Raw genomic sequence first — 25,063 nt, 5'->3', positions numbered from 1 at the left:
GAGGAGCACGATGAGCGAACGGTCGAGTACGGACGCGGGGCGCGGACTCCAGCTGGGGAAGGTCCTCTTCATCGGGGACAGCATCATCCAGGCGGGAGCCTGGGGCGAGTGGCTGACGGAGTCGACGGTCGTCGACGAGGGAGTCGGAGGGGCCACCACGGCGGACGTCGTCGCGCGGCTCGCCGAGCTGGTCGCGCAGGAGCCGGACACGGTGGTGCTCCTGATCGGCACCAACGACCTCGCCTGGCACCGCACGACGGAGCACGTCGTGCGCAACATCGAGACGATCGTCGCGACGTTCCGGCGCGACCTCCCGGACGTGCGCATCCTGGTGACCTCGGTCCTGCCGCGCGGACACGAGTTCGCGCCGCAGATCCGCGAGATCAACCGCCACCTGTGGCAGTTCGCGCCCACGGCGCACGCGGGCTACCTCGACCTGTGGCCGGTGCTCGCGGGCGAGGACGGCGGGCTGCTCGAGCAGTACTCGCCGGACGGCCTGCACCTCAACGAGGACGGCTACCGCGCCTGGCGCGAGGCACTGGGCCCGGCGCTCGAGGCGGTCGTGCGGATGCCTCCGCGGACCCGCCCGATCACGCTGCCCTACGACGAGTTCGCGCGGCCGAAGACGGCCTAGCGCAGCACCGTGGAGGGGGAGTCGACCGCAGGGTCGGCTCCCCTTCCGTCATTCCGCGGCCAGTGCGGCCTCGAAGGCCGCGAGGGCGTCCGCGGAGAAGAGGACGAACCGGACCTCGTCGAGTGCGCCGTCCGCGGTCGCCTCGCGGACCGTCTCCACCGCGATGCGCGCCGCGTCGTCCATCGGCCAGCCGTAGACGCCCGCCGAGACGGCCGGGAAGGCGAGCGTCCGCGCACCGAGACCGACGGCGGTGCGCACCGACTCGCGGTAGGCCGAGGCGAGGACAGCGCTGCGGTCCTCCGACCGCGAGTGGACGGGACCGACGGTGTGCACGACCCAGCGGGCGGGGAGGCGGCCGGCGGTCGTGGCGACCGCGGAGCCGGCGGGCAGGCCGTCCGGCAGCTCGGTCCCGCGGAGCCGGCGGCACTCGGCGAGGATCTCCGGTCCGCCCGCGCGGTGGATCGCGCCGTCGACGCCGCCGCCGCCGAGGAGCGACGGGTTCGCCGCGTTCACGATCGCGTCGACGTGCTCGCGGGTGAGGTCGCCGCGCACGGCTCTCAGGGTGGTCACGACTCCTCCTCCAGGCTTCGTCCGAGGGCAGCGATCGCCGCAGGTCCCACGCGGCAGCAGCCGCCGATCAGATCCGCTCCCGCCGCGCGCCAGGAGGCGACCAGCGCGGGGTCGAAGGCCGCGTCGCCTGCCCAGCGACGCTCGACGGCGTCCCACTCCTCGCCGCTGTTCGGGTACACGACGACCAGCTTGCCGGTGATGGAGCGGGCGATGCGGACCGCCTCGGCGATGTCGCCGGGCGGGCAGCAGTTCACTCCCACGCCGACCACCTCCTCGGAGGCGGCGGCGACGGCGAACGCCTCGGCCAGGGGCTCGCCGGCCGCGGTGCGGCCCGAACGGCCGCTCACGCAGATCCAGGCGGGGACCGAGGAGCCCGCGAGGGCCTTCACGACGGCCCGCACCTCCCGCACCGACGGGATGGTCTCGACGGCGAGCAGGTCGGGCCCGGCCGCGGCCAGGGTCTCCAGGCGCGGGCGGTGCCAGGCGGCGAGCTCGCCGACGGTGAGGCCGTCGTCGCCGCGGTACTCGGAGCCGTCGCCGAGGCTCGCACCGAAAGGGCCGACGGAGGCGGCGACCCAGCCGCTCTGCGCGCGCCGGGCCAGGTCCACGCTCTCCCGGAGGGCGCGCTCGACGAGGCCCGGGGCCAGCCCCGCGGCTGCGAATCCGCTCGCGGACACCTGGTAGCTCGCGGTCACCGCGACCCGGGCGCCCGCCTCGGCGAAGGCGCGGTGCGCGGCGACGACCCGGCCGGGCTCCTCCAGCAGGACCCGGGCGCTCCAGAGCGAGGAGTCCACCGCGGCGCCCTGCGCCTCCAGCTCCGTGCCCAGGCCCCCGTCGAGCAGCAGCGGGCGCACCCGCGCCGCGGCGACGAGGCCGGCGGTCACGAGCGGTTGTTGGAGAGCTCGAAGATCTTCACGAGCTCGGCGATCGCCGCCTCGCGGGCGTCTCCGCCCTCCTCGAACATCGCGGTGATGTGCGTGCGGAGGTGGTTCTCGACGATGAGCTTGTTGAGCGAGCCGAGCGACTTCTGGATCGCGAGGGACTGCGTGACGATGTCGACGCAGTAGTCCTCGTTCTCGATCATCCGCTCGAGGCCGCGCATCTGGCCGCCCAGGATCCGGGCACGGTGCAGCGAGCGCTTCTTGAGGTCCTCGATCACTCCTCCAGCCTACGCGCCGCAGGCGGTACCCGGGCGGGGTATGCGCGCCTACGATCGAGGGGTGAGCACCCGCAAGCCGTCCCGCGCGACCGCCGCCCGCTACCCCTCGCGCGACCGCGCCCGCATGGCGCTCGCGCCCGGGATCCTCGGCGCGATCGTGCTGCTGGCCGGGCTCGCCCTCGTCGGCTCCGACGCCTACGACTTCATCCGCTACCCGGTCGCGATCCTCGCGGCGGTCATCGGCTGGTTCGCGATCCAGGCGCGCGCACTCCTCTGGCTGATCGGGCTCGTCCCGGTGCTCGTGCTGTGGAACCCGGTGCTGCCGTTCGCCTTCCCGGACGCGATCTGGTCCTCGCTGAGCCTCGCCGCGGTCGGCGTCTTCGTGGCGGCGGGCCTCGTCATCCGCGTCCCGACTCCGGAATGACGACGAGCGCGACCGTCCGCGCGGCGGAGCGCCGACCGGACCGCCCCGAGGAGTAGACTGGCGGCGCACCCGCACGCCGGGGATGCTGCGACCGGGTCCCAGACCCGTTGCTCGGAGCTCCCGACGGCCACCGGATGCACCGACGCCCGACGCCTCTCCGGAGGCGATCCGGCGGATGCACGGCGACGGCAGCGCGCGGGAACCCCTCCTCCGCCCCCCGTCACACATCGAGGAGGAGCATGGCTCGCAGCGGCCAGCGTCAGTCCGGTCAGACGCGACGAGCGTCGAACGCCGCCGGGAGCCGACCCCGATCGCGCTCGCGCGGCGTGGACAACGCGGGGATCATCCCGATCCTCGCCCGCCGCGTCCGCGAGGTGGAGGCGAAGGCCCAGACCGGCAAGGTCGGACCGACCAACCGGACGAAGTTCCTGGTGATCGCCCTCCTGATGCGCGAGGAGCGCAAGCGGGTCAAGGTCGATCCCTCGCTCAGCGACGCGCAGCGCGCCGAGGAGATGAAGCGCCTCGACGGCATCGCCACGATCCTGGCCAAGACGGCCGCCCGCGACACCAGCCTGATCGCGCTGCTCGAATCGGAGGCCGGCGTCACGGCGGCCGCGCAGAAGCTCCGCCGCGACTGGCTGCTCGAGGCGGGCGCGGAGCTCAGCCCCGACGAGCTGCTCATCGTGACCGAGCCGGAGCCCAAGCCCGAGGTGCCGGTCAACCAGGTCGTGCCGCAGTCGGTGCGCGCCCGGCAGCTGGCGAACCCCTTCCTCCCGCCGGACTTCTCGATCGCCGAGGCCTCGGCCCCGGCGCCGCGCCGCCGGCTCGACGACTGGGAGCTGCTCGGGCCGCTCTTCAAGGCGTTCGAGTACGGAGCGGGCGGACGGGCCGCGAGCATGGAGCTCCCGGAGCCGCCGAAGCTCGACCGGGTCTCGCCGCGCGGCCGCGAGCTGATGCCGCACCAGGCGCGCTTCATCGAGAGCGCCCGCGAGGGGCACCGCAGCTTCCTGCTCGCCGACGAGCCGGGTCTGGGCAAGACCGCGCAGAGCCTCCTCGCCGCCTCGGTGGTCGGGGCGTACCCGCTGCTCGCAGTGGTGCCGAACGTGGTCAAGATGAACTGGGCGCGCGAGGTCGAGCACTGGACTCCGCAGCGGCGCGCCACGGTGATCCACGGGGACGGCGGCACGCTCGACGCGTTCGCCGACGTGGTCATCGTCAACTACGACATCCTCGACCGGCACATCGGCTGGCTCGGGAGCCTGGGCTTCCGCGGCATGGTCGTCGACGAGGCGCACTTCATCAAGAACCTCCGCTCGCAGCGCTCGCAGAGCGTGCTCGCGCTGGCGTCGAGGATCCGCGAGACCACCCCGGGGCACGATCCGCTGATGATCGCGCTGACCGGCACCCCGCTGATCAACGACGTCGACGACTTCCGCGCCATCTGGCGCTTCCTCGGCTGGATCGACGAGACCAAGCCGGGACCGGAGCTGATGGGCCGCCTCGAGGAGACGGGCCTCACCCCCGCCGACACGGGCTTCTACCCGGAGGCGCGCGAGGCCGTGATCGACCTCGGCATCGTCCGGCGCAAGAAGATCGACGTCGCCGCCGACCTGCCGTCGAAGCGGATCGTCGATCTGCCCGTCGAGCTGGACGACGACCTCGGCCGCTCCATCCAGAAGGCCGAGCGCGAGCTCGGCGCCCGCATGCTGCAGCGCTTCAGGGCGGTCACCTCCTCGATCACGCACGAGCTCGACGACGACGAGCGCGAGCGGTTCATCCGCATCGTGGCGCAGAGCGAGCTCGAGGAGTCGAAGTCGGCCAAGACCGGCGAGAACGTCTTCACCATGGTGCGCCGGATCGGCCAGGCCAAGGCGGCGCTGGCCGCCGACTACGCCTCGCAGCTGGCCCGCTCGGTGGGCAAGGTCGTCTTCTTCGCGAAGCACATCGACGTGATGGACCAGGCGGAGGACACCTTCGAGAAGCGCGAGCTGACGTCCGTCTCCATCCGCGGCGACCAGACCGCGGCGTTCCGCCAGACGCAGATCGACGCCTTCAACGAGGACCCGGACGTCTCTGTCGCCGTCTGCTCGCTCACCGCGGCGGGAGTCGGCGTGAACCTGCAGGCGTCGTCCAACGTGGTGCTCGCCGAGCTGTCGTGGACCTCGGCCGAGCAGACGCAGGCGATCGACCGCGTGCACCGCATCGGCCAGGAGGAGCCGGTGACGGCGTGGAGGATCATCGCGGCGCACACGATCGACGCGAAGATCGCGGAGCTCATCGACGCCAAGGCCGGTCTCGCCGCCCGGGCGCTCGACGGCGCGGACGCCGAGACGGCCTCGGCCGACACGGTGCAGCTGGACGCCCTCATGCACGTCCTGCGCGAGGCGATCGGCTGAGCGCACCCGACCGGGCCGGCTGAGAGCTCAGCCGGTCCGGGCGAGCGGTGCGGCGAAGAAGTCCTTCTCGAACGAACTCGACCGCAGGAACGCGTCCCTCATCGCGGCGCGCTCCCTCGGTGAGGCGTCGCGGGCGGCCTGCTCCGTGAACTCGATCGCCCGCTCGGTGGCCGTCGCGAAGACCGGGTCGCCGTAGGTGAGCAGCCAGTCCGCGTAGGGGTGCTCGGGGTGCCCGGAGGCGGCGAGGCGCGACCCGACGTCGGCGTAGAGCCAGAAGCAGGGGAGCAGGGCGGCGACGATCTCGCCGTAGCCGCCGCCCGCGGCGACCGCGAGCAGGTGGTCGGTGTAGCCGCGGGTCACGGGCGCGGGAGTCGCGTCCCTGGTCCCGAGCCGGTCACGGTGCAGCTGCGCCTCCGCCGCGAGGGCGGACGCCGAGCCCTCGGCCCAGAAGACCTGCTCGGCGGTGCTCGGCGCGCGTTGCGCCGCCACGGCCAGGACGCGGGCGTACTCGGTGAGGTAGAGAGCGTCCTGCTCGAGGTACCACTCGAAGTCCTCCCGCCCGAGGGAGCCGTCGCCGAGGGCCCGCACGAACGGGAGCGCGTCGATCTCGTCGCGGAGGGTCCGCGTCCGCTCCCAGACGTCCGCGCAGAACGCCGGGGTTCGTTGCCGGTGGAAGTGGTCGATCGGGCCGTTGCCGGAGCCGACCTCGAGAGCGTCGGCGGCGCGCAGGGCGCCGGTCAGCCACTCCTTGGCCTCCGTCAGCGCCTCGACCAGGGCGTCGGAGGAGGCGTCGCGCCCGGCCAGGAGCGTCGCCATCGCGGACGAGAGCGAGCACCCGGTGCCGTGCGTGTTCGAGGTGGCGACGCGCTCGCCGGGGACCTCGCGCACGAGGCCGTCGGGGGTGACGATCGCGTCCGGGGTGGCGGGGCCGTCGAGGTGGCCGCCCTTCACCAGCACGGCGGCGTCGAGGGCGCGGGCGAGTGCTGCTCCCTGCGCGAGCGCGGCCGGCCAGTCGGAGGCGGTCGGCTCTCCGGCCAGCACGCCCAGCTCGGGGAGGTTCGGCGTCACCAGATCGGCGCGGCGGAGCAGGTCGCGCACGGCATCCTCCGCCTCGGGAGCGAGCAGCCGGTGACCGCTGGTCGCGACCATCACCGGATCCACGACCACGACGGGCGGGCGGACCTCGTCGAGCCACTCGGCGACGACTCCGGCGTACTCGGCCGTGGCGAGCATCCCGATCTTCACCGCGTCGATCGTGACGTCGTCGCTCACCGCGTCGAGCTGCTCGCGGAGGAACACGGCGGGTGGCAGGTGCACGGAGCGGACCCCGTGCGTGTTCTGCGCGACGAGCGCGGTGACGACCGCCATGCCGTAGCCGCCGAGCGCGCCGATCGACTTGAGGTCGGCCTGGACGCCGGCACCGCCGGTCGGATCGGTGCCGGCGATGCTGAGGACACGGGGGACGCGGGCGCCGGCGGTCATCGGTCCCACTCCGCTCGGATCAGGCGGGCGGCCGCCGCGGGGTCGGCGGCCGTGCAGAGCGCCGACACGACCGCGAGCCCGGCCGCACCGGCGAGGCGGAGTGGCCCCGCGTCCGCGGCTCCGACTCCGCCGATGGCGATGCAGGGCAGCGCCGCGGCCGCGGCGAGGGCGGCGAACCCGTCGACACCGAGGGGAGCGGGGTGGTCGGGCTTGGTCGCGGTGGGCCGGATGACGCCGACGCCGAGGTAGTCGACCGTCCCCGCGGGCAGGGCGCGGACGGCGGCGAGGTGCTCGGGGGTGTTCGCGGTGAGCCCGATCACCGCGTCGGGTCCGAGCAGCGAGCGGGCGGCGGTGACGGGGAGGTCGGACTGCCCGAGGTGGACGCCGTGGACGCGGGCGCCCGCGAGGCGGGCGGCGAGGGCGACGTCGACGCGGTCGTCGACCAGCAGGGTCGTGCGCTCGTCGAGGACGGCGGCGACGGCCCGGGTCAGGGCGACGAGCTCGGCGGCGGAGGCGTCGTGATCGCGGATCTGCACGGTCGTGACTCCGCCCCGGACGGCGGCGGCGACCACGGCGGGCACGCCGCGCGGGCCGCACTGGGCGGTGTCCGTGACGAGGTAGAGCGAGAGGTCGAGGCTCATGCGATCCGCGCCTCGGCCTCGGCGTCGGCCGGCTGGAGGGCAGCGAGGGCGTCGAGGAGGCCGACGGCGAAGGATCCGGGACCGCTGCTCGCGGCGGCGGCCCGCTCGGCGGCGAGGCCCCAGACCGCGGAGGCGCTGACGGCCGCGTCGAGCGGGCGGGCGCCCGCGCCGAGGAACGCCGCCATCACGGCGCCGAGCGCGCAGCCGCCGCCGGTCACGCGGGTCAGCAGCGGGTGGCCCCCCGTGACCCGGACGATCCGCTCGCCGTCGGTGACGAGGTCGACCGCTCCCGAGACGGCGACCACGCCTCCGGTGCGGCGGGCGAGGACGCGGGCGGAGTCGAGCGCCTGCTCGGCGGTGTCGACGGCGTCCACGCCGCGGCCGCCCGCACCGGCTCCCGCGAGGGCGAGGATCTCGGAGGCGTTGCCGCGGATGATCGCGGGCCGCGCCTCGAGCAGCTCCACCGCCAGAGCGGTGCGGACGGGCAGCGGGCCCACGGCGACCGGATCGAGCACCCACGGGGTGCCGGCGCGTCCGGCCGCGGCGACCGCCTCGCGAGCACCCTCGCGCTGCTCCGCTCCGGGCGTGCCGAGGTTGACGAGCACCGCGGAGGCGAGGCCCGCGAAGACGCCCGCCTCGCCGGGCAGGTCGCACATCGCCGGGCTGGCGCCGAGGGCCAGAAGGCTGTTGGCGGTGAAGCCGGTGACGACCGCGTTCGTGATGCACTGCACCAGGGGCCCGGCGGCGCGGAGCTCGGCGAGATCGCGACCCACGGACGCCGGGTCGGGCGCCGTGTCGGCGGGGAGGGTCGGGTGGACAGGCGTGCGAATGCTCATTCGCGACATCCCTTCGCTAGTACGAACTAGATCAGGTTCAACGGGTCTTCTCTCAGCCCTGGCGGGCACCCCGTGTCACTGCGCACGACCCTAGCAGCGGGCGCGGGCGCGCTCGCTGCTGCAGTGCGAGAGGAGGGAGCGGGCCGTCGTCGCCCCTTCGCCCGGGAGCGGCCGCTCAGCCGGTGAGGATCGACGAGTCGCCGCGCGGCCCCACCGCGACGCGGAGGCCGATCGGCAGCCGCTCGCGCATCGCGTCGACGTGGCTGATCAGGCCGATCGTCCGACCGCCCGACCGCAGCTCGTCGAGCGTGCTGAGCGCCGTCTCGAGCGTCTCGGCATCGAGCGAGCCGAAGCCCTCGTCGATGAACATGGTCTCGAGCGAGATGCCGCCGGACTGCGCCGTCACCACGTCGGCGAGGCCGAGGGCGAGGGCGAGCGAGGCGAGGAACGTCTCGCCGCCGGAGAGCGAGGCGGGCTGCCGGCGGACGCCGGTGAAGGCGTCGAGCACGTCGATCCCGAGGCCGGAGGCGGCACCGCGGTAGGCGAGCGAGTCGTCGTGGGCGAGTGCGTAGCGGCCGCTGGTCATCGCGTCGAGGCGGAGGTTCGCCGCGGTCACGATCTCCTCCAGGCGTCCGGCGAGGGCGAAGGCCTCGAGGTCCATCCGGCGCGTGTTCTGCCCCCGGCCGGAGACGGTCTCGGCCAGCGTCCGCAGCTCCTCGTGGCGGTGGAGGCGCTCACCCAGCACCGCGAGGCGGCCCGCGGCCGTCGCGGTGAGCTCGGCCAGGCGCTCCGAGCGGTGCTCGAGCACGGAGAGGCCGGCTCGCGCCTCGTCGCGACGGGCGGAGGCCTCGCGCGAGCGCCCCTCGGCGTCGGCGAGGTCGACGGCCGTGCCCGGCAGTCCGCGGAGCTCCGGGTCGGCGAGCACCGCCTCCGTCGCGCTCCGCCGTCGCTCGTGCTCGGCGACGACGGCCTCGGCCCGCGCCCGGTCCCCGCTGGCCAGCGCGGCCGACTCGGCCTCCTCGGCGGTCGTGAAGCCGCGCTCGGCGAGGACCTCGGCGAGCTCCTCCCGGGCGGCGGCGGCGGCCTCGGACCGCGAGACGGCCGCCTCCTCGGCCTCGACCACGGCGACGGCACGACGGCGCTGGGCGTTCAGCTGCTCGACGCGCGAGGCGACGCTCGTCGCGCCGTCGCGGAAGGCCTCGACGCGCTCCCGCAGCAGCCGCAGCGCTTCAGCGGCGAGGGCGGACTCGTCGGCGCGGGCGCGGTGCTCCTCACGAGCGGCGTCCCGCCCGGTCGTGAGAGCGTCGATCCGGGTGCGCAGCCGGATGCGCTCGCGCCGCAGCTCCTCCATGCGGGCGGCGGCGCGGCGCGCCGAGGCGAGCCGCTCCTCGTGCGCCGGGCGGAGCGACTCCGGATCCGCGTCCTCGCCCACGCGCTCCTCTAGCGCCGCGAGAGCCCGAGCCGCGGCTCCCTCGCGCTCGCGGGCGCCGTCGAGGGCGGCGGCGGCGCGCTCCACCGCGACGCGGGCCCGGTCGAGGTCGTCGGTGCCGACCGTCGTCGGGCCGTCGTGCTCGGCCGGGCGGGGGTGCTCGCACGAGCCGCAGACGGGGCAGGGCTCGCCCGGCTCCAGCCGCTCGGCGAGCTCCCCGGCGAACCCGGCGAACCGGCGCGCGATCAGGGCGGCCTGCTCCGCGGCGCGCTCGCCGTGGACGCGCGCCGCGTCGGCGTAGGCCGTGCGGAGCCGCTGCAGGCCCGCCGCAGTGAGATCGCGCTCGAGGGCCGCGGCGATCCTCCGCTCGAGCGCGGCGAGCTCGTCGACGCGCGCGGGGACGGCGGCGGCCTCCCCGGCCAGGGACTCCTCCTCGCCGGCGAGCGCGTCGACGCGAGCGGGCAGCTCGCGCAGCTCCGCCTCGATCCCGGCGAGCGCGGTCGCCGCCGCCTGCTCGGCGCGCGCGGACCGCTCGGCGACGCGCTCCGCGTCGGGGAGCCGGCGCTCCTCGGCCAGCGCCTCGGTGAGGGCGCCGAGGACAGCGGCGAGCCGTTCGGCCGTCTCGGCGGCCGGGCCCCCGGACGCGTCCCCGTAGGCGTCGGCCGCGAGGTCGCGCTGCTGCCGGGCGGCCCGCTCCTTCTCGGCGGCTGCCCGGGCGGAGCGGAGCAGCGGCAGCACGCCGTCGGCCCGGCGCGCGCGCTCGATCGCGGCCCGCTGCTGCTCGACGTGCGCCTCGGCGACCACGAGCTCCTCCGCCTCGATGAGGGCGCGCCGGCGCCGCTCCTGGCCCCGGGCGGTGCGCCGGGCCTCGTCGAGAGCGGTGCCCGCGGCCTCGTGCGCCGCGTCGGCCGCGGCGGAGCCGGCCCGGGCCGCCTCGAGCGGAGCGGCGAGCCGCGCCGGCAGCCCGGCGAACCAGGCGGCGTCCGGCAGGGGCGGCTCGGCTCCGTCATCGAGGAGCCGGACGGCCTCGTCCGCGAGCGCCGTCACGGCCGCGCGCTCCTCCTCGAGCCCGACGGCGCTCGCGTCGCGCTGCTCGAGCAGGCGGCGGCGGAGCAGATCGAAGCGCTCGGTCGCGAAGAGCGTGCGCAGGAGACGCTGCCGGTCGTCGTTCTTCGCGAGCAGGAACTCGTGGAAGCGGTTCTGCGCCAGCAGGATCACCTGGAGGAACTGGTCCTTCGTCAGGCCGACGATCCGGCCGATGTCGGCGCCCACCTCCTTCGCGCTCGACGAGAGCCCGACCCAGGAGCCGTCGACCTGCTCCAGCAGCTCGACCTTCGCCGGCTGGGTCGTGGTGCCGGTGCCGCGCCGTTTCGGCCGCTCGTACTCGGGCGAGCGCCGGACGCGGTAGACGCGCCCCGCCGCCTCGAACTCGAGCTCGGCGAAGGTCTCGTCCTCGGGGCCGCTGTGGTCGCTCCGGAGGCGCGAGGCGGTGCCGTCGAAGCGGGGGACCGAGCCGTAGAGCGCGAACGCGATCGCGTCGAGGATCGTCGACTTGCCCGCTCCGGTGCGCCCGGCGATGAGGTACACGCCCACGTCCTCGAGCCGGTCGAAGTCGACGCACTGCTCGGCGCGGAACGGTCCGAGCCCGGCGAAGGCGAGTCGGCGGATCCTCACCGCAGAGCCTCGGCCTCGACGGCCGCGAGCGCGTCGAGGGTGAGGGCGCGCTCGGTCTCCGTGGCGCCGTGACCGCCGCGGACGTGGGCGAGGAAGTCGTCGACGACCTCCACGTCGCTCCGCCCGCGGATCCGCTCGGCGTACGCGCGCGGCTCGGCCGCGGCGTGCGGGGGCCGGTGCTCGAGCGTGGCGCAGCCGGGGAAGCGCGACTGCAGGCGCGCCATCGCGTCGAGCGGGCGCACGGGATCGGTGAGCACCGCCGAGACCCAGTCGCCCTCCACCTCGGCCAGGGAGGGATCGCGCAGCAGCTGCTGGAGCTCGCCCTCGATCACGCTGAGCCTCCTCGGCACGGGGAGCGGCGACCACTCGACGCCCTCGAGCCCCTCGGGCCCGATCGTCACCAGCCAGGCGCCGCGCGGCTTCGACGCCTCGCCGAACGAGTAGTGCAGCGGCGCTCCGGAGTAGCGCACTCCCGGCAGCAGCTCGGCGCGTCCGTGGATGTGCCCGAGCGCCGCGTAGTCGGCCGCGGCGAAGTGCTCGACCGAGACGTAGTCGAGCCCGCCCGCCGTGATGTCGCGCTCGAGGACCGCGGCCGGGGCTCCGACCGCGAAGCAGTGCGCGAGCACGACCCAGGGACGGCCCGCCGCCTCGGCGGCGGCGCGCACCCGCGCCATCGCGAAGGCGAGCACGTCCTCGTGGCGGCGCAGCTGCTCCTCCGGGTGCCGGTGGCGGTAGAGGGCGGGCTCGAGGAAGGGGATGCCGTGGACGCCGACCTCGAGGCCGGACGCGTCGCGCAGCACGACCGGCTCGGCGTACGCCTCGGGGTCGGTGAGGACGTGGACGCCCGCTCCGCGCAGGAGCCCGGCCTGGAAGCCGAGCCGGGCGGGGGAGTCGTGGTTGCCGCTGGTGAGGACGACCTCGGCGCCGGCCGCGCGGATCGCCTCGAGCGTGCGGGTGAGGAGGGTGTAGTGCTCCGCGGCGGGCACGGCGGAGTCGAAGACGTCGCCGGCGATCAGCACCGCGTCCACGCGCTCGGCCCGCACCGTCTCGACCAGGGCCTCGAGCACGGTCGCGAGCGCCGCCGTCGTGGAGTGCCCGTGGAAGGTGCGGCCGATGTGCCAGTCCGAGGTGTGCAGCAGCTTCACGGTCGTCCTTCCTCTGCGTCGTCCGGGGGAGCGCCTCCAGGCTAGTGAGGCCCTCCGACACCGGCGGCGCAGCGGACACCTCCCGTTCACCGGGAGGTGCACAATAGGGCGTCGGTCGAGCAGAGGAGATGGTCGTGAAGCTGCCCCGCGTCCCCGCGACGATCCTGGGTCTGGGCTCGCGCACCCGCGCCGCCGCCGAGGACACCGCTCCCATCCAGCGTCTGCGCCCGGACGACGAGCCGGCCCGCACCAGCACGGTCGACAACGCGATCTATCAGGACGGCCGCCGGGTCGTCTCTCCCGGCAGCATCCCGGAGGCGCTCGCCGCCCTGCAGAAGCTGCCCGACGCGATGGCGTGGATCGGTTTGTACCGGCCGAACGCGGCCGAGCTCGCCGCGCTCGAGGACGAGTTCTCGATGCACCCGCTCGCCCTCGAGGACGCGATCAGCGCGCACCAGAGGCCCAAGCTCGAGCGGTACGGCAGCGACATGTTCGTGGTGCTGCGCGCCGCCAGCTACTCCGACCAGCGCGAGGAGGTCGACTTCGGCGAGCTCCACCTGTTCGTGGGGTCGAACTTCGTCGTCACGGTCCGCCACTCCGAGAAGCCCGACCTCTCGCTGGTGCGGCGGCGGATGGAGGCCGATCCGGAGCTGCTGCGCGTCGGCCCGGTCGCCGTGCTGTACGCGATCCTCGACGCCGTCGTGGATCAGTACTCGCCCGTCGTCGCCGGTCTCGAGAACGACATCGACGAGATCGAGGCGCAGGTCTTCGAGGGCGACCCGGCGGTGTCCCGCCGCATCTACGAGCTCAGCCAGGAGGTGCTGGACTTCCAGCGTGCGGTCGCTCCGCTGACCGGCATGCTCGGGCGGCTCGTCACCGACTTCGAGGTGTTCCAGTCGGATGTGGAGCTGCGCCGCTACATCCGCGACGTCGCCGACCACGTCGCGCTCGTCACCGAGCGGGTCGACGGCTTCCGCACCACGCTGCGGGAGATCCTGGCGGTGAACGCGACCCTCGTCGCCCAGCGCCAGAACGAGGACATGAAGAAGCTCGCGGAGGTGGGCAACCAGCAGAACGACGAGGTCAAGCGGATCTCCGCCTGGGCGGCCATCTTCTTCGCGCCGACCATGATCTCGAGCATCTACGGCATGAACTTCGACGTGATGCCCGAGCTGCACGTGGCGTGGGGGTACCCGGCGGCGCTCGCGGCGATGCTCGCCTCGAGCGTGGTGCTGCACCGGCTCTTCAAGCGGTGGGGCTGGCTCTGAGCCCGCGTCCCGCGACGTGTCAACACCGTGACGGTCCAGGAGGCTCCGCGTAGCGTCGCTCGCGGGCCGTCCGGCCCCTGAACGGAGGGACTCCCGATGACTCCGGAGGACACGACCACGACGGCCCCGCGGCCCCGCTCCCTCTGGCGGGCGGGCGCGGCTCCGATCCCCTCCGACGAGTTCGTGCCGGGCGCGCACTACGACGACGTCGTGGTCGGCGCCGGGCTCACCGGGCTGGTCACCGCGCTCCTCCTGCAGCGGACCGGCCGGCGCGTGCTGGTGCTGGAGGCGCGGGAGGTCGGCGCCGTCACGACCGGGAACACGACGGCGAAGCTCAGCCTCCTGCAGGGAGCGCACCTCTCCCGGATCGCGGAGCGCAACATTCCCGCGGTGACCGAGGCCTACGTCGCGGCGAACCTCGCGGGCTTCCGCTGGCTGCTCGACTACTGCGAGGGCGCGGGCGTGCCGGTGCAGAGGCGCACCGCCTACAGCTACGCGCAGACGCCCGAGCGCGTGGACGCCGTCCTGAAGGAGCACGCGACCGCGCGCCGCTTCGGCCTCGCGACCCGCCTCGTCGGCGAGCTCGACGTGCCCTTCCCCAGCACGGCGGCCGTGGCCCTCGACGACCAGGCCCAGTTCGACCCGATGGACGTCCTCACGGCGCTCGCCGCCGACTTCCGCGCCGCCGGGGGCACCCTGGTGCAGGGCGTCCGGGCCCTCGGGATGCGAGCGACCGCTCCTGTCCGGGTCCGCACCAGCGCGGGCCCGGTGACCGGGGACCGGGCCTACCTGCTCACGGGCGCGCCGATCCTCGACCGCGGCCTCTACTTCGCCAAGATCGCCGCGCTGCGCTCATACGCGGTCGCGTTCCGCACCGACGCGCCGATCCCCGACGGCATGTACCTCTCGGTCGACGAGCCGTCCCGCTCCGTGCGCGACGCCGAGCGCGACGGCGAGCGGCTCCTCCTGATCGGCGGCAACGGCCACCCCGTGGGGCGCAGGCCCGTCACCTCGGAGGCGGTGGACGACCTGGTCGCCTGGACGCGGCGGTCCTTCCCGGGGGCGGAGCCGGTCGCGCAGTGGAGCGCCCAGGACTACGAGCCGTTCCACCGTGTGCCGTTCGTGGGCTGGCTGCCGCGGGGCCGCGGACGGATCTTCCTGGCGACCGGCTACGACAAGTGGGGGATGACCAACGCGGTGCAGGCCGCGATGACGCTCGTCGCCGACCTCGAGGGCGGGACGCCGGCCTGGGCGAGGACGCTGCACCGCCGGCCCACGCTGCCGCGGGTGATGGCGGAGGGGCTCGGCGCCGGGCTGGCGGTGGGCGCCTGGTACGCCCGCGGCTGGTCGGCAGCGCTCCGCGCGCCCCGCTCGGCCGGGGTGGTGCCGGCGGAGGGCCAGGGCTCGCTCGCCCGCGACGGCCTGCAGCCCGTCGCGGTCTCCACCGTGGACGGGAGGCGCTGCGCGGTGTCGGCGGTGTGCCCGCACCTCGGCGGGATCGTCACCTGGAACGACTCGGAGCGCAGCTGGGACTGCCCGCTGCACGGCTCCCGCTTCGCAGCCGACGGGACGGTGCTGGAGGGGCCGGCGGTCGAGCCGCTCGCCCCGCTGGGCTAGTCCGGCCGTCGGCTCCGCGGAGCCGAGCCGACGGCCGGCCCCGCAGAGCAGGCGGCTCAGTCCTCGTCCGCTCCGGGCTCCGCGACCTCGTCGCCGTCCGCGCCCGAGGCATCGCCGGTCGTGTGCAGATCGGTGTCGCCCGGGATGCTGAAGTCGCTCAGCGGGTCCAGGGGCTTCTTGTCGTCGGTGTCGTCGCTCATGCCTGCCACCCTACGAGCGTCCGGCGAGGCGCTGCACCGCGGCGACCGGGATCGACAGCCACTCCGGCCGGTTGCGCGCCTCGTAGATCGCCTCGTAGACGGCCTTGTCGAGCTCGAACGCGTCGAGCACCGCCCGGTGCGCGGTGACCGCGTCGCCCGCTTGCTCGGCGTAGCCCTCGAGGAACGCGGCACGGCTCGCCGCCGCCCACGCCGCCCTCGAGGCGCCCGGCTCGGCCTGCTCGTGCGCACCCGCCGCGTAGTCGAAGGAGCGCAGCATCCCCGCCACGTCGCGAAGGGCCACGTCGGGAAGACGGCGCTCGTGCATGGGCCGCAGCGGCTCGCCCTCGAAGTCGAGGAGCACCCAGCCGCGATCGGGCACGGACAGGACCTGCCCGAGGTGGTAGTCGCCGTGGATGCGCTGGAGCCTCGGCCACGGCGCGGTCTCGGCGGCGCGGAACACGGCCTCGATCGCCTCCGAGTCCTCGGCGATCACGGGGACCTCTGCCGAGGCGATGCGAAGGCGACGGCGCATGGCCGCGACCATCCGCTCGACGACCTCGGACGTGGTGTCCTCGGTCGGCATGACCTCCGCCAGCGTCGCGTGCACCTCGGCGGTGGCGCGGCCCAGCTCGCGGGCGGGTCCGGTGAAGTCGGAGTCGGCGGCGACCGCCTCGAGGGCGACGCGCCACGCGTCCTGGACCCCGGGGAGGAACTCCTGCGCGAAGGCGAGGTGCCCGAAGGCGCGGCCCGTCTCCTCGCCCTGGTCGTCCCACTCGCCGGTCACGTTGCCGAGCACGGGCGGGACGAGGGCGCTCCCGGCGGCGTTGAGCGCCGACTGCACCGTCACGTCCGGGTTGTCGCCGTGGTGGAGGGCGCGGAAGACCTTGACGATCACCGGGGTCGCGTCGGATCCGTCGTCGGCGGTCGTGCGGACGATCACCGAGGTGTTCGACTGCTCGCCGCTGAGCACCTTCGAGGACGCGAACGCCCCGATCGCGGCACCCGGCTGCCGGTGGCCCTCGGCGCGGGCGCCGCCCTGGGCGCCGTCCTCGTCGGAGCGGCCGCCGTCGGCGATCATGCCGAGCAGGGCGCGGGCGAACACCGGGTCGCGCGGAGCGTCGTACACGTAGTGCGCGTCGTCGGAGTAGACGAGGGCGTCCTCGAGCCCGGGCACCGGAGCCGCGTGGACGGTCACCGGCACCTGGTACAGCACCGGGCTCGTGCCTGCCCGGTCGATGAAGAGGTGGTCCACCACCTCCGCCTCGCCGGGGTGCAGCGACCAGGCGCCGCGGACCTCCAGCTCGGGGCGCCGCCCCTTGCTCGCGTACCACCTCTGGTCCGCCACCCATGCGGCGATGCGGTCGATCGACAGGCCTGCGCTCATGGTCTTCCCTCCGTCGGCACCCCGAACCCTACTGGCCGCGGACGACGGGCGGAGGGGCTTGCGGCGGGGCGCTCAGGCCAGCTCGAGCACGTCCAGCGTCCAGGCGTACTCGAACGCGATCTCGCGCCAGCGCTCGTAGCGTCCGCTCACTCCGCCGTGTCCCGCGGTCATCTCGGTGCGCAGCAGCGCGGGAGCGCCGACCTCGCGGAGCCTGGCCACCCACTTCGCCGGCTCCACGTACAGCACCCGGGTGTCGTTGAGGCTCGTCGTCGCGAGGATCCGGGGGTACTGCACGCCCTCGCGGACGTTCTCGTAGGGCGAGTACGACTTCATGTAGGCGTACACCTCGGCGTCGTGCAGCGGGTCGCCCCACTCGTCCCACTCGATCACTGTGAGCGGCAGCGACGGGTCGAGGATCGAGGTGAGCGCGTCGACGAACGGCACCTGCGCGAGGACGCCGGCGAACGCCTCCGGGGCGAGGTTCGAGACCGCGCCCATCAGCAGGCCGCCGGCCGACCCTCCCTGCGCGACCAGGCGGTCCGGAGTGGTGAAGCCCGCGTCGACCAGGTGCCGCGCCGCGGAGACGAAGTCGGTGAAGGTCGTCCGCTTCGCCAGCGTCTTCCCGTTCTCGTACCAGGAGCGGCCCATCTCCCCGCCGCCGCGGACGTGCGCGACGGCGAAGACGACGCCGCGGTCGAGCAGCGAGAGGCGCGCGATCGAGAAGCCCGGGTCGATGCTCGCTTCGTACGAGCCGTAGCCGTAGAGGAGGAGCGGCGCGGGGGCCGAGTCCGGATCGGCGGCGTCGCGGCGCCAGACGAGCGAGAGGGGCACCCGCGTGCCGTCCTCCGCCACGGCCCACTCCCTCCGCTGCACGTAGAGCGCGGGGTCGTAGTCGCCGAGCACCGGCTGCTGCTTGAGCACCGTGCGCTCGCCCGTCGCGACGTCGAGCGCGAGCACGGTCGAGGGGGTGACGAACGAGGTGTAGGCGAGGCGGAGGGAGGGCTGCTCCCACTCCGGGTTCCCCGCCAGGCCCGCGTCGTAGAGCGGCTCGTCGAAGACGATCTCCTCGAGCCGCGCTCCGGTGCCGTCCTCGCGGAGCAGCCCGAGCCGGGTGGCTCCGTCGGCTCGGTACGAGACCACGACGTGCCCGGCGAAGGCGTCGACGCCCTCGATCCGGCGGCCCTCGCGGTGCGGCACCACCACGCGGCGCTCGCGGGCCCGGGCGTCGGCGTCGCGCGACAGGTCGGCCGGCTCCTCGACGATCTCGAAGTCGAGGGCGCCGTCGTTGTGCACGATCAGCAGGCGGTCGCGCCCGTCGACGACGGCGTGCTCGACCTCGTACTCCACGCCCTCGCGGCGCGGCCACACCGAGCGGAACGAGCCGGTCGGGTCGGACGCGTCCAGCAGCAGGCACTCGCTCGTGATCTTGCTGCCGATCTCGATGACGAGGAAGCGGCGGCTGCGGGTGAGGCCCACGCCGATCCAGTAGCGCTCGTCGGGCTCGGCGAAGACGACCTCGTCCGGGGTCCCGGCGCCGACCTCGTGCCGCCAGATCGTGTCGGGGCGCCAGGACTCGTCGACGGTCGGGTAGAAGACGAAGCGCGCGTCGGCGCCGAAGGTCGCTCCGCCGCCGGTGCCCTCGATGACGTCCGGCAGGTCCTCGCCGGTCTCGAGGTCGCGGATGCGGAGGGTGTAGCGCTCGTCGCCCTCGACGTCGGTGCCGAAGAGCAGCCGTCGGCCGTCGGCCGAGACGTCGAAGCTGCCGAGCGAGAAGAAGTCGTGCCCCTCCGCCTCCGCGTTGCCGTCCAGGACGACCTGCTCGCCCTCGAGCGGACCGCCCTCGGCGATCGACGGCGGCGTCCAGTCGTCCGGCCCGCTGATCGGCGCCCGGCAGTGCACGGCGTACTGGCGGCCCTCGTAGGAGCGCGAGAAGTACCACCAGGAGCCCTCCCGGACGGGGACCGAGAGGTCGGTCTCCTTCGTCCGCGAGCGGATCTCCTCGAACAGGCGCTCGCGCAGCGGGGCGAGAGGAGCCAGCACCGCCTCGGTGTACGCGTTCTCGGCCTCGAGGTGCGCGATCACCTCGGGGCTCTCCTTCTCGCGCAGCCACTCGTAGTGGTCGACCACCACGTCGCCGTGGTGGCGGCGCTCGAAGGGGACGCGGCGGGCGACGGGCGGAACGGGCGCGGTCATCGCTCCAGCCTAGGGCGAGGGCGCCCCTGGCCGCCCGGGGTGCCGCAGCGGCGCCGGGCGTGATCACAATGGAGCATGGCCAGCGGTGCGGAGAACGAGTCGGCGACGTCCCGGGCGGGCGGTGCGCGGAGAGTGCAGACCGAGGTCGAGCGCAAGTACGACGTCGACGCGGGCACCCGGCTGCCCGACCTGACCGGCACCGCGAGCGTCGCGAGCGTCCGCACGGAGGAGCCGGTGACCCTCCGCGCCGAGTACTTCGACACCGCCGAGCGCGCTCTGTCCCGGGCGCGGATCACGCTGCGCCGCCGCGAGGGCGGATCCGACCAGGGCTGGCACGTCAAGCTGCCCGGCTCCTCCGGCCGCACCGAGATCCACGCGGAGCTCACGGCCTCGCGCACGGTCCCGTCCGCCGTCCGCGAGCCGGTGCTCGGGCAGGTGGGGCGCGCGCCGCTCGAGCCGCTGGCGCAGCTCGAGACGGTCCGCTCGATCACCCGCGCCCTCGACTCCCACGGGCGGGAGCTCGCCGAGATCGCCGACGACCTGGTGACCGCGCGCGACCAGCGCACCGGCCGCGAGCGGCGCTGGAGGGAGTGGGAGGTCGAGCTCGTCGACGTCCCGGGCGACGAGGGCGAGCGGGTCCTCGACGCGATCGAGCAGCGCCTCCTCGCCGCGGGCGCCCGCCCGGCCGCCAGCGCCTCCAAGCTCGCCCGGGCCACCGGCGGCCCGATCGAGGAGACGGTCCCGGATCCGCGGAACGGCGGGGAGGCGGCGCTCGCCGCGGTCCGCTCGCTCCTGCGCGAGCTGCGCGCCGTCGACCCGCGGGTGCGCCTCGAGGCCGACGACGCCCTGCACCGGATGCGCGTGCTCGCGCGCCGGCTCCGGTCCGTCCTCGCCGCCTCCCGCTCCGTGCTCGACCGTGCGGCGACCGACCCCGTGCGGGACGAGCTGCGCTGGCTGGGAGGGGTCCTCGGCGCGGCCCGCGACCAGGAGGTGCTCGCCGAGCGGTTCCGCACCTCCCTGGCGGCCGTCGAGGGCGCCCCGAGCACCCCCACCGCCCTGCTGGAGGAGATCGAGCACCGGCACGCCTCGGCGCTGCGCCGCGTCGACCGCACTCTGCGCGGCGGCCGCTACCTCGCGCTCCTCGCCTCGCTCGACGCCCTGCTCGCGGATCCGCCCCGCACCGCGCGGGCGGGCTCGAGCGCGACGGCGCTGGTGCGCCGCTCCGTCGCGAAGGACCTCGCGCGCATCTCCGCGGCGGCCGGCGGCTCGCTCGAGGCTCGTCACGACCTGCGGAAGGCGGCGAAGCGGCTCCGCTACACCGTGGAGGCGTGGCGGGCGGTCGTCCCCGAGGCCGTCGGCGCCCGGCGCCGCTCGCTCGCCGAGGCGGGCGAGGACCTCGCCGACGCCCTGGGGGAGGAGCGCGACGCGCTCGCCGCCCGTGCGCTGATCCTGGAGGAGGCCGATCGCAGCGGGGAGGGAGCCTTCGCGCTGGGGGTCGTCGCCGCCGAGGAGCGGCACCGCGCCAGGCGGGCCGCGAAGGCCGCGGAGAAGGCGGGGGACCGTCTGGGGTCGCTCTCGCGCTGACCGTGCGGCCCCGCGGTCGCTGTCAAGCCGACGGCCCGGTCACACGGACGAAATCCACGGCGGATAATGTGAATCATGCCTTCCGTCCGTGCTCTTCCGTCACCGCTCCTGCGCCCGCGCCACTTCGACCGCGACGACGTCGTGGTCCATGCCGGCCTGTTCTCGCTGGTGAACTCGAGTACGACGCCCCGCGCGGCCTGGACCGAGGACCTGATCGCCATCGGCGAGGTCCTCGACGCCGCCGAATTCCCCTACCGCCTCATCCGCGGCACCGACGGCTCGCCCTTCCTCGCGGTGGACCGCGTGCTCGGCGCCGAGTTGGCCACGCTGCTGGCGCGCGCCTTCGCGACCGAGCCCTTCTACGCCAAGACGGTCGACAAGCGGGGCACCCCGCCCCAGCTCCTGGCCGAGGGCGTGCTCGCGCCGTACCCGCGCGCCTCCGTCTTCAAGCTCTTCCGCCCGCGCGTCTCCTCCACGGGATCGCTGCGCTACGGCGCCCGCAGCGGCGTCCGCCTCGAGCTGTGGAAGGTGGGCGAGGAGGAGATCATCACTCCCGCCGAGAACGCGCTCATGCGCAACAGCCTCCCCGTCGCCGAAGCCATCGACGCCCACGTCGAGGCGTACGGCCGCACCTGGCCGACGTTCGAGGGCATGTTCGAGCCGCTCGTCAGCGACATCCGCTTCGAGGTCGACATCGTCTTCTCGTGGGTCGACGGCACCGACCTGGAGTTCCAGCGCGCCCGTGCGGCCCGCATGGCGAGCTACGTGGTGGGCGAGGGCGACGACGCTCCGGCGCGCTTCCGCCAGATCGACGAGCTCAAGTACGCCCTGCGCAGCGTCTACATGTACGCGCCGTGGATCCGGCACATCTACATCGTCACCGACTCCCCGCGCCCGCGCTGGCTGGACAACCACCCGGACGTCACCCTCGTGCGCAGCGAGGACCACTTCCGCGACCTCTCGGTGCTGCCGACGCACAACTCCCACGCGGTCGAGAGCCAGCTGCACCGCATCCCGGGGCTGGCGGAGCACTTCCTCTACTCCAACGACGACATGTTCTTCGGGCGCCCGGTCGACCCGTCGATCTTCTTCTCGCCCGGGGGCATCACGAAGTTCATCGAGGCGACGACGCGCATCGGCATGGGCGACTCCAACGCCTCCCGCAGCGGCTTCGAGAACGCGGCCCGCGTCAACCGGCGCCTGCTCCGCGAGCGCTTCGGCGCGATGACGACCCGTCACCTCGAGCACGCCGCCACGCCGCTCCGCAAGACCGTGATGGCCGAGCTCGAGGCCGAGTTCGAGCCGGAGTTCACCGCGACCGCCGCGAGCCGCTTCCGCTCCGCGAGCGACGTCTCCGTCACCAACTCGCTCTACCACTACTACGCGCTGATGACCGGGCGCGCGGTCGTGCAGGAGAACGCCTCGGTGAAGTACGTCGACACGACGATGCACCAGGGGCTGAAGGACATGCGCAAGCTCCTCAAGAACCGCGGAGTCGACTTCTTCTGCCTCAACGACGGCAGCTTCCCCGAGATCTCGGCGGAGGCGCGCACCAAGGCCGTCATCGGGTTCCTCGAGGAGTACTACCCGATCCCGGCTCCGTGGGAGCGCGAGGACTGACCGTGGGCTGGGCCGTCGGGGGAGCGGTGGCCGGGCTGCTGCTCGGCCTGGCGAGCTCGCTCGTGTTCCCGGGCATCGGAATGGGAGCGGGCGTCGGCGTGGGCGTCGCGCTGGCCGCGGCGCTGGCTTTCGCCGGATGGCTGTTCGCGCGGGACCGTGCCGGCGGGCGCTGACACCGCCGGCCGTGTCCGAGGACGCGGTCGACGCGGCGCCCGGAGGCGTCGGGGCGACCCCGACGCCCCGTCGCGTCGCTACGCGCTGACGCCCACCCGCTCCACGAGCGGCGGGTAGAGCTCCTCGTCCCGGGCGACCGGGGCCGCCGTCGCCGCGGCGATCTCGACGCCGTGGTCCGCGAGGATCCGCTGCGTCTCGCTCGCCGAGACGTAGGACACCTCGGTCGAGGCGCCGATCGGCACCACCGAGTGCAGCACCGTGCCGTCGTAGACGTGGATCAGGTTGAACGCCTGGGCGCCGTTGCGGGCGCGGGTCGCTCCCACCGGCACGTTGAGGTCCTGGGTGTAGCAGGTGGCCGACGCGACCGAGACCGGGATGCCGGCGAACATCGCCGTCGACGAGTAGTGCAGGTGGCCCGCGATGATGCTGCGGACGTCGGAGCCCTCGAGCACCTCCGCGAGGGCGGGCTGGTCGCGCAGCTCCACGAGGACCGACAGGTCGAGCACGCTCGGCACCGGCGGGTGGTGCAGCGCGAGGATCGTGCCGTGCGGGGCCGGGCTGGAGAGCTCCTCCGCCAGCCAGTCGAGCTGCGCGTCCGAGATCTCCCCGTAGTGGGCGCCGGGCACGGTGGAGTCCAGCGCGATGATCCGCAGCCCGTTCACGTCGTGCACGCGGTCGACCGGCTGCGTGGTCGGGAGCTGGTCGAGCAGCCCCGAGCGGAACGCGCCGCGGTCGTCGTGGTTGCCCATCACCCAGATCACCTCGGCGCCGAGGCGTGCGGCCGCGGGCTCGACGACGGCGCGCAGCTTCGCGTACGCCTCCGGCTCGCCCTTGTCGGCGAGATCACCCGTGATGACGATGGCCTCCGGACGTCCGCCGGACGCCTCCAGCTCGTCGAACAGGAGCCGCAGCTGGGCCTCGCTGTCGACGTCGGAGCCGTACAGGCCGCCGTCTCCGGCGATGAAGTGGGTGTCGCTCAGGTGAAGGATGAAGTGGTTGGGCCGGGGGTACTCGGCCTGGCGGAGGGACATGATCCTCGGGTTCCACGATCGGCGGGAGCCGGATCACGCGACCCGGCGTCGGCACTTGCGCACTGCTCCAGCGGAGGCGACCCCGCTGCGATCAGTCCATCATCGCGGGGTGAACTCCGGGCCAACACCGGTCGGCGCGTCATCGAACGGTTCTCCCAGGTTGCCGGTCGCTGCGCGGTCCTCCCCGACCCCGGAGGATCGCCGCGATCAGAGTCGGGCGAGCAGCCGCGCGTAGAACTCGATGGCGCGCTCGAACTGGTCGGCCTCGACCGACTCGTCGACCCCGTGGATCCCGAGCTGCTGCCGCGGGCTGATCTCGAACGGGATGAAGCGGTAGACGTGGTCGCTGATGGCGTGGAAGTGCCGGGCGTCGCTGCCGCCGGTCTGCACGTAGGGGGCGACGACCGCGTCCGGGAACGACTCCTGCACGACCGCGCGGAGCAGGTCGTACGGCCCGCCGTCGCCGGGCTCGCCGGTGGGGGAGACGGGGGAGGGCTCGTGGGCGACCTTCACCTCGACCTCGACCTCCGGGTCGTCGATGACAGCGCGGATGCGCTCGACCACGCCTGCCACGGTGCCGCCCGGGTTGATCCGCACGTTCGCGGTGGCGCTGGCGCTGGAGGCGAGGACGTTCGCTCCGGTGCTGCCGCGCAGCTCGGTGATCGCGACCGTCGTCCGCAGCATCGCGGCCGAGCGGTTGGAGTGGGCGGCGAGCGCGCCGACGACGGCGTCCGGGTGCTCGTGCGGGCGGGCGTACCAGACGGCGTGGGCCGCGTCCGCGTGGTCGGCCGCCGCGCGCACCAGCTGGGCGATCGGCTCCGGGAGGGTCGAGGGGAACGGGTTCTCGGTCAGGCGGTGGATCGCCCTCGCGAGCCGCTGGGTGGCGAGCAGCCCGGGCGGGGGCGGCGGAGCGGAGGCGTGGCCGCCGACGTCGCGGCAGGTCAGCTCGAGGTTCATGATCCCGCGCTCGGTGACGCCGATCACGGCGATCGGGGTGGTGACGCCGGGCAGGATGCCGCGCCGCACGTTCCCGCCCTCGTCGAGCACGAGGCGCGGGCGGACCCCGCGCGCGCCGAGCAGGGCGACGACCGAGGGGGCGCCGTCGCCCGCCGTCTCCTCGTTGTGCGTGGAGAGGAGGTACACGTCGTGCCGGGGCCGCTCGCCCCGCCGGACGGCCGCCTCGACCGCTTCGAGGAGGGCGACGAGGGAGCCCTTGTCGTCGAGGGCGCCGCGCGCCACGACGGAGGTGCGGCCGTCCGCGGCGACGACCGTCTCGGCCGCGAACGGGTCGTGCGACCACTCCGCCGCCGTCACGCTGACCACGTCGTAGTGAGCCATCAGCACGGCCGGCTCGCCCGGCTCCTCACCGCGCCAGCGCCAGAGGAGGGAGTGGCCGGCGACGGTCTCGGACTCCAGCGCCGCGTGCAGCGCCGGGTAGAGCTCGGCGACGAGCTCCCGGAAGGCGTGGAAGCGGCTCCAGTCGGTCGCCGACTCGTCCGAGTGGGACACGGTGTCGACGCGCAGCAGGGCCTGGAAGCGCTCGAGCGCGGTCGTCGTCACCGGGCTAGCCTACGACGGCGGTGCCGGGCCCCCGGCCCGCCG

General features: G+C 74.4%; 21 protein-coding genes and 1 riboswitch. Of the genes, 8 read left to right on the top strand and 13 right to left on the bottom strand.

The genetic code is table 11. The features are described 5' to 3' along the window. Window positions 1-10 precede the first annotated feature (10 nt). The gene (locus C5C39_RS13495) at window positions 11-634 is read left to right on the top strand and encodes a GDSL-type esterase/lipase family protein (protein ID WP_104225671.1); all 624 of its coding nucleotides are present in this window, start codon (window positions 11-13) and stop codon (window positions 632-634) included. A 48-nt stretch (window positions 635-682) separates the two neighbouring features. Here C5C39_RS13495 and C5C39_RS13490 read toward each other — a convergent pair whose 3' ends face one another. The 3 genes from C5C39_RS13490 to C5C39_RS13480 are packed head-to-tail and all read right to left on the bottom strand — an operon-like array spanning window position 683 to window position 2,363. After that, on the bottom strand, window positions 683-1,204 hold the full coding sequence (locus C5C39_RS13490) for an O-acetyl-ADP-ribose deacetylase (protein ID WP_104353609.1): 522 nt from the start codon (window positions 1,202-1,204) through the stop codon (window positions 683-685). Next, window positions 1,201-2,088 carry a homocysteine S-methyltransferase gene (gene mmuM, locus C5C39_RS13485; protein ID WP_104353608.1) on the bottom strand — a complete coding sequence of 296 codons (888 nt, stop codon included), beginning with the start codon at window positions 2,086-2,088 and terminating at the stop codon, window positions 1,201-1,203. The genes C5C39_RS13490 and mmuM overlap by 4 nt, the downstream gene beginning before the upstream one ends. Then, a complete protein-coding gene (locus tag C5C39_RS13480; protein WP_104223062.1) occupies window positions 2,085-2,363 on the bottom strand; it encodes a metal-sensitive transcriptional regulator in 279 nt (92 codons plus the stop codon). Before C5C39_RS13480 ends, mmuM begins: the two co-directional genes overlap by 4 nt. Window positions 2,364-2,424: 61 nt before the next feature. On the opposite strand from C5C39_RS13480, the gene C5C39_RS13475 reads away from it, so the two are divergent. Both C5C39_RS13475 and C5C39_RS13470 read left to right on the top strand, forming a co-directional pair. Next, window positions 2,425-2,787, top strand: a complete 363-nt coding sequence (locus C5C39_RS13475) for a DUF6804 family protein (RefSeq protein ID WP_244229446.1) — start codon at window positions 2,425-2,427, stop codon at window positions 2,785-2,787. A gap of 239 nt (window positions 2,788-3,026) precedes the next feature. Continuing rightward, a complete protein-coding gene (locus C5C39_RS13470; protein ID WP_104225603.1) occupies window positions 3,027-5,183 on the top strand; it encodes a DEAD/DEAH box helicase in 2,157 nt (718 codons plus the stop codon). 27 nt (window positions 5,184-5,210) lie between these two features. Here C5C39_RS13470 and thiD read toward each other — a convergent pair whose 3' ends face one another. From thiD to C5C39_RS13445, 5 genes are all read right to left on the bottom strand, one after another. Continuing rightward, window positions 5,211-6,665 (bottom strand): bifunctional hydroxymethylpyrimidine kinase/phosphomethylpyrimidine kinase, encoded by a 1,455-nt coding sequence (thiD, locus tag C5C39_RS13465; RefSeq protein ID WP_104353607.1) that lies wholly within the window; start codon window positions 6,663-6,665, stop codon window positions 5,211-5,213. After that, window positions 6,662-7,306, bottom strand: coding sequence for a thiamine phosphate synthase (gene thiE, locus C5C39_RS13460; RefSeq protein WP_104353606.1), 645 nt, complete (start codon window positions 7,304-7,306; stop codon window positions 6,662-6,664). Before thiE ends, thiD begins: the two co-directional genes overlap by 4 nt. Further along, window positions 7,303-8,142, bottom strand: coding sequence for a hydroxyethylthiazole kinase (thiM, locus tag C5C39_RS13455; protein WP_104353605.1), 840 nt, complete (start codon window positions 8,140-8,142; stop codon window positions 7,303-7,305). The genes thiE and thiM overlap by 4 nt, the downstream gene beginning before the upstream one ends. Further along, a riboswitch (TPP riboswitch) is annotated at window positions 8,134-8,225 on the bottom strand. Its footprint overlaps the gene before it by 9 nt. A 92-nt stretch (window positions 8,226-8,317) precedes the next feature. Next, window positions 8,318-11,245, bottom strand: a complete 2,928-nt coding sequence (locus C5C39_RS13450; protein WP_104353604.1) for an AAA family ATPase — start codon at window positions 11,243-11,245, stop codon at window positions 8,318-8,320. Then, window positions 11,242-12,390, bottom strand: coding sequence for an exonuclease SbcCD subunit D (locus C5C39_RS13445; protein ID WP_104255110.1), 1,149 nt, complete (start codon window positions 12,388-12,390; stop codon window positions 11,242-11,244). Before C5C39_RS13445 ends, C5C39_RS13450 begins: the two co-directional genes overlap by 4 nt. Window positions 12,391-12,518: 128 nt before the next feature. Between C5C39_RS13445 and C5C39_RS13440 the strand changes: the two genes are divergently transcribed. After that, entirely contained in the window at window positions 12,519-13,658 is a 1,140-nt protein-coding gene (locus C5C39_RS13440; RefSeq protein ID WP_104223070.1) for a magnesium and cobalt transport protein CorA, read from the top strand. A gap of 96 nt (window positions 13,659-13,754) precedes the next feature. Then, on the top strand, window positions 13,755-15,275 hold the full coding sequence (locus C5C39_RS13435; RefSeq protein WP_104353603.1) for an FAD-dependent oxidoreductase: 1,521 nt from the start codon (window positions 13,755-13,757) through the stop codon (window positions 15,273-15,275). Between the two features lie 56 nt (window positions 15,276-15,331). Here the strand turns inward: C5C39_RS13435 and C5C39_RS17600 are convergent, their stop codons facing one another. The 3 genes from C5C39_RS17600 to C5C39_RS13425 all read right to left on the bottom strand — a co-directional run bounded on the left by C5C39_RS17600 (window position 15,332) and on the right by C5C39_RS13425 (window position 19,052). Then, window positions 15,332-15,475, bottom strand: coding sequence for a hypothetical protein (locus C5C39_RS17600; RefSeq protein ID WP_159914626.1), 144 nt, complete (start codon window positions 15,473-15,475; stop codon window positions 15,332-15,334). 10 nt (window positions 15,476-15,485) lie between these two features. Continuing rightward, window positions 15,486-16,859: a phosphotransferase gene (locus tag C5C39_RS13430; RefSeq protein WP_104353602.1), complete on the bottom strand. Its 1,374-nt coding sequence runs from the start codon at window positions 16,857-16,859 to the stop codon at window positions 15,486-15,488. A gap of 72 nt (window positions 16,860-16,931) precedes the next feature. Next, window positions 16,932-19,052: a S9 family peptidase gene (locus tag C5C39_RS13425; RefSeq protein ID WP_104353601.1), complete on the bottom strand. Its 2,121-nt coding sequence runs from the start codon at window positions 19,050-19,052 to the stop codon at window positions 16,932-16,934. A 75-nt stretch (window positions 19,053-19,127) separates the two neighbouring features. On the opposite strand from C5C39_RS13425, the gene C5C39_RS13420 reads away from it, so the two are divergent. The 3 genes from C5C39_RS13420 to C5C39_RS17595 all read left to right on the top strand — a co-directional run bounded on the left by C5C39_RS13420 (window position 19,128) and on the right by C5C39_RS17595 (window position 22,429). Beyond that, the gene (locus tag C5C39_RS13420) at window positions 19,128-20,636 is read left to right on the top strand and encodes a CYTH and CHAD domain-containing protein (RefSeq protein WP_104353600.1); all 1,509 of its coding nucleotides are present in this window, start codon (window positions 19,128-19,130) and stop codon (window positions 20,634-20,636) included. A 75-nt stretch (window positions 20,637-20,711) separates the two neighbouring features. Then, window positions 20,712-22,256, top strand: coding sequence for a stealth family protein (locus C5C39_RS13415; protein ID WP_104353599.1), 1,545 nt, complete (start codon window positions 20,712-20,714; stop codon window positions 22,254-22,256). A gap of 2 nt (window positions 22,257-22,258) precedes the next feature. After that, on the top strand, window positions 22,259-22,429 hold the full coding sequence (locus tag C5C39_RS17595; protein ID WP_181136388.1) for a hypothetical protein: 171 nt from the start codon (window positions 22,259-22,261) through the stop codon (window positions 22,427-22,429). A 78-nt stretch (window positions 22,430-22,507) separates the two neighbouring features. Here the strand turns inward: C5C39_RS17595 and C5C39_RS13410 are convergent, their stop codons facing one another. After that, window positions 22,508-23,461, bottom strand: coding sequence for a phosphodiesterase (locus C5C39_RS13410; protein WP_104353598.1), 954 nt, complete (start codon window positions 23,459-23,461; stop codon window positions 22,508-22,510). 207 nt (window positions 23,462-23,668) lie between these two features. Next, window positions 23,669-25,021, bottom strand: coding sequence for a M20/M25/M40 family metallo-hydrolase (locus tag C5C39_RS13405; protein WP_104353597.1), 1,353 nt, complete (start codon window positions 25,019-25,021; stop codon window positions 23,669-23,671). Window positions 25,022-25,063 lie beyond the last annotated feature (42 nt).

This window comes from Rathayibacter sp. AY1F3 (assembly GCF_002931975.1).
Classification (GTDB): Bacteria; Actinomycetota; Actinomycetes; order Actinomycetales; family Microbacteriaceae; genus Rathayibacter.
The sequence above is the reverse complement of the archived record's forward strand: the minus strand, read 5'-3'. Positions and strand labels throughout refer to the sequence as shown.

Bases quoted from the DNA above. Each gene is read 5' to 3' on its own strand.
- C5C39_RS13410 (WP_104353598.1), bottom strand. From the start codon at position 23,461: ATGTCCCTCCGCCAGGCCGAGTACCCCCGGCCCAACCACTTCATCCTT.
- C5C39_RS13430 (WP_104353602.1), bottom strand. From the start codon at position 16,859: ATGAGCGCAGGCCTGTCGATCGACCGCATCGCCGCATGGGTGGCGGAC.
- C5C39_RS13425 (WP_104353601.1), bottom strand. From the start codon at position 19,052: ATGACCGCGCCCGTTCCGCCCGTCGCCCGCCGCGTCCCCTTCGAGCGC.
- C5C39_RS17600 (WP_159914626.1), bottom strand. From the start codon at position 15,475: ATGAGCGACGACACCGACGACAAGAAGCCCCTGGACCCGCTGAGCGAC.
- thiD (WP_104353607.1), bottom strand. From the start codon at position 6,665: ATGACCGCCGGCGCCCGCGTCCCCCGTGTCCTCAGCATCGCCGGCACC.
- thiE (WP_104353606.1), bottom strand. From the start codon at position 7,306: ATGAGCCTCGACCTCTCGCTCTACCTCGTCACGGACACCGCCCAGTGC.
- C5C39_RS13495 (WP_104225671.1), top strand. From the start codon at position 11: ATGAGCGAACGGTCGAGTACGGACGCGGGGCGCGGACTCCAGCTGGGG.
- C5C39_RS13415 (WP_104353599.1), top strand. From the start codon at position 20,712: ATGCCTTCCGTCCGTGCTCTTCCGTCACCGCTCCTGCGCCCGCGCCAC.
- C5C39_RS13440 (WP_104223070.1), top strand. From the start codon at position 12,519: ATGGTCGTGAAGCTGCCCCGCGTCCCCGCGACGATCCTGGGTCTGGGC.
- C5C39_RS13420 (WP_104353600.1), top strand. From the start codon at position 19,128: ATGGCCAGCGGTGCGGAGAACGAGTCGGCGACGTCCCGGGCGGGCGGT.
- thiM (WP_104353605.1), bottom strand. From the start codon at position 8,142: ATGAGCATTCGCACGCCTGTCCACCCGACCCTCCCCGCCGACACGGCG.
- C5C39_RS13470 (WP_104225603.1), top strand. From the start codon at position 3,027: ATGGCTCGCAGCGGCCAGCGTCAGTCCGGTCAGACGCGACGAGCGTCG.
- C5C39_RS13435 (WP_104353603.1), top strand. From the start codon at position 13,755: ATGACTCCGGAGGACACGACCACGACGGCCCCGCGGCCCCGCTCCCTC.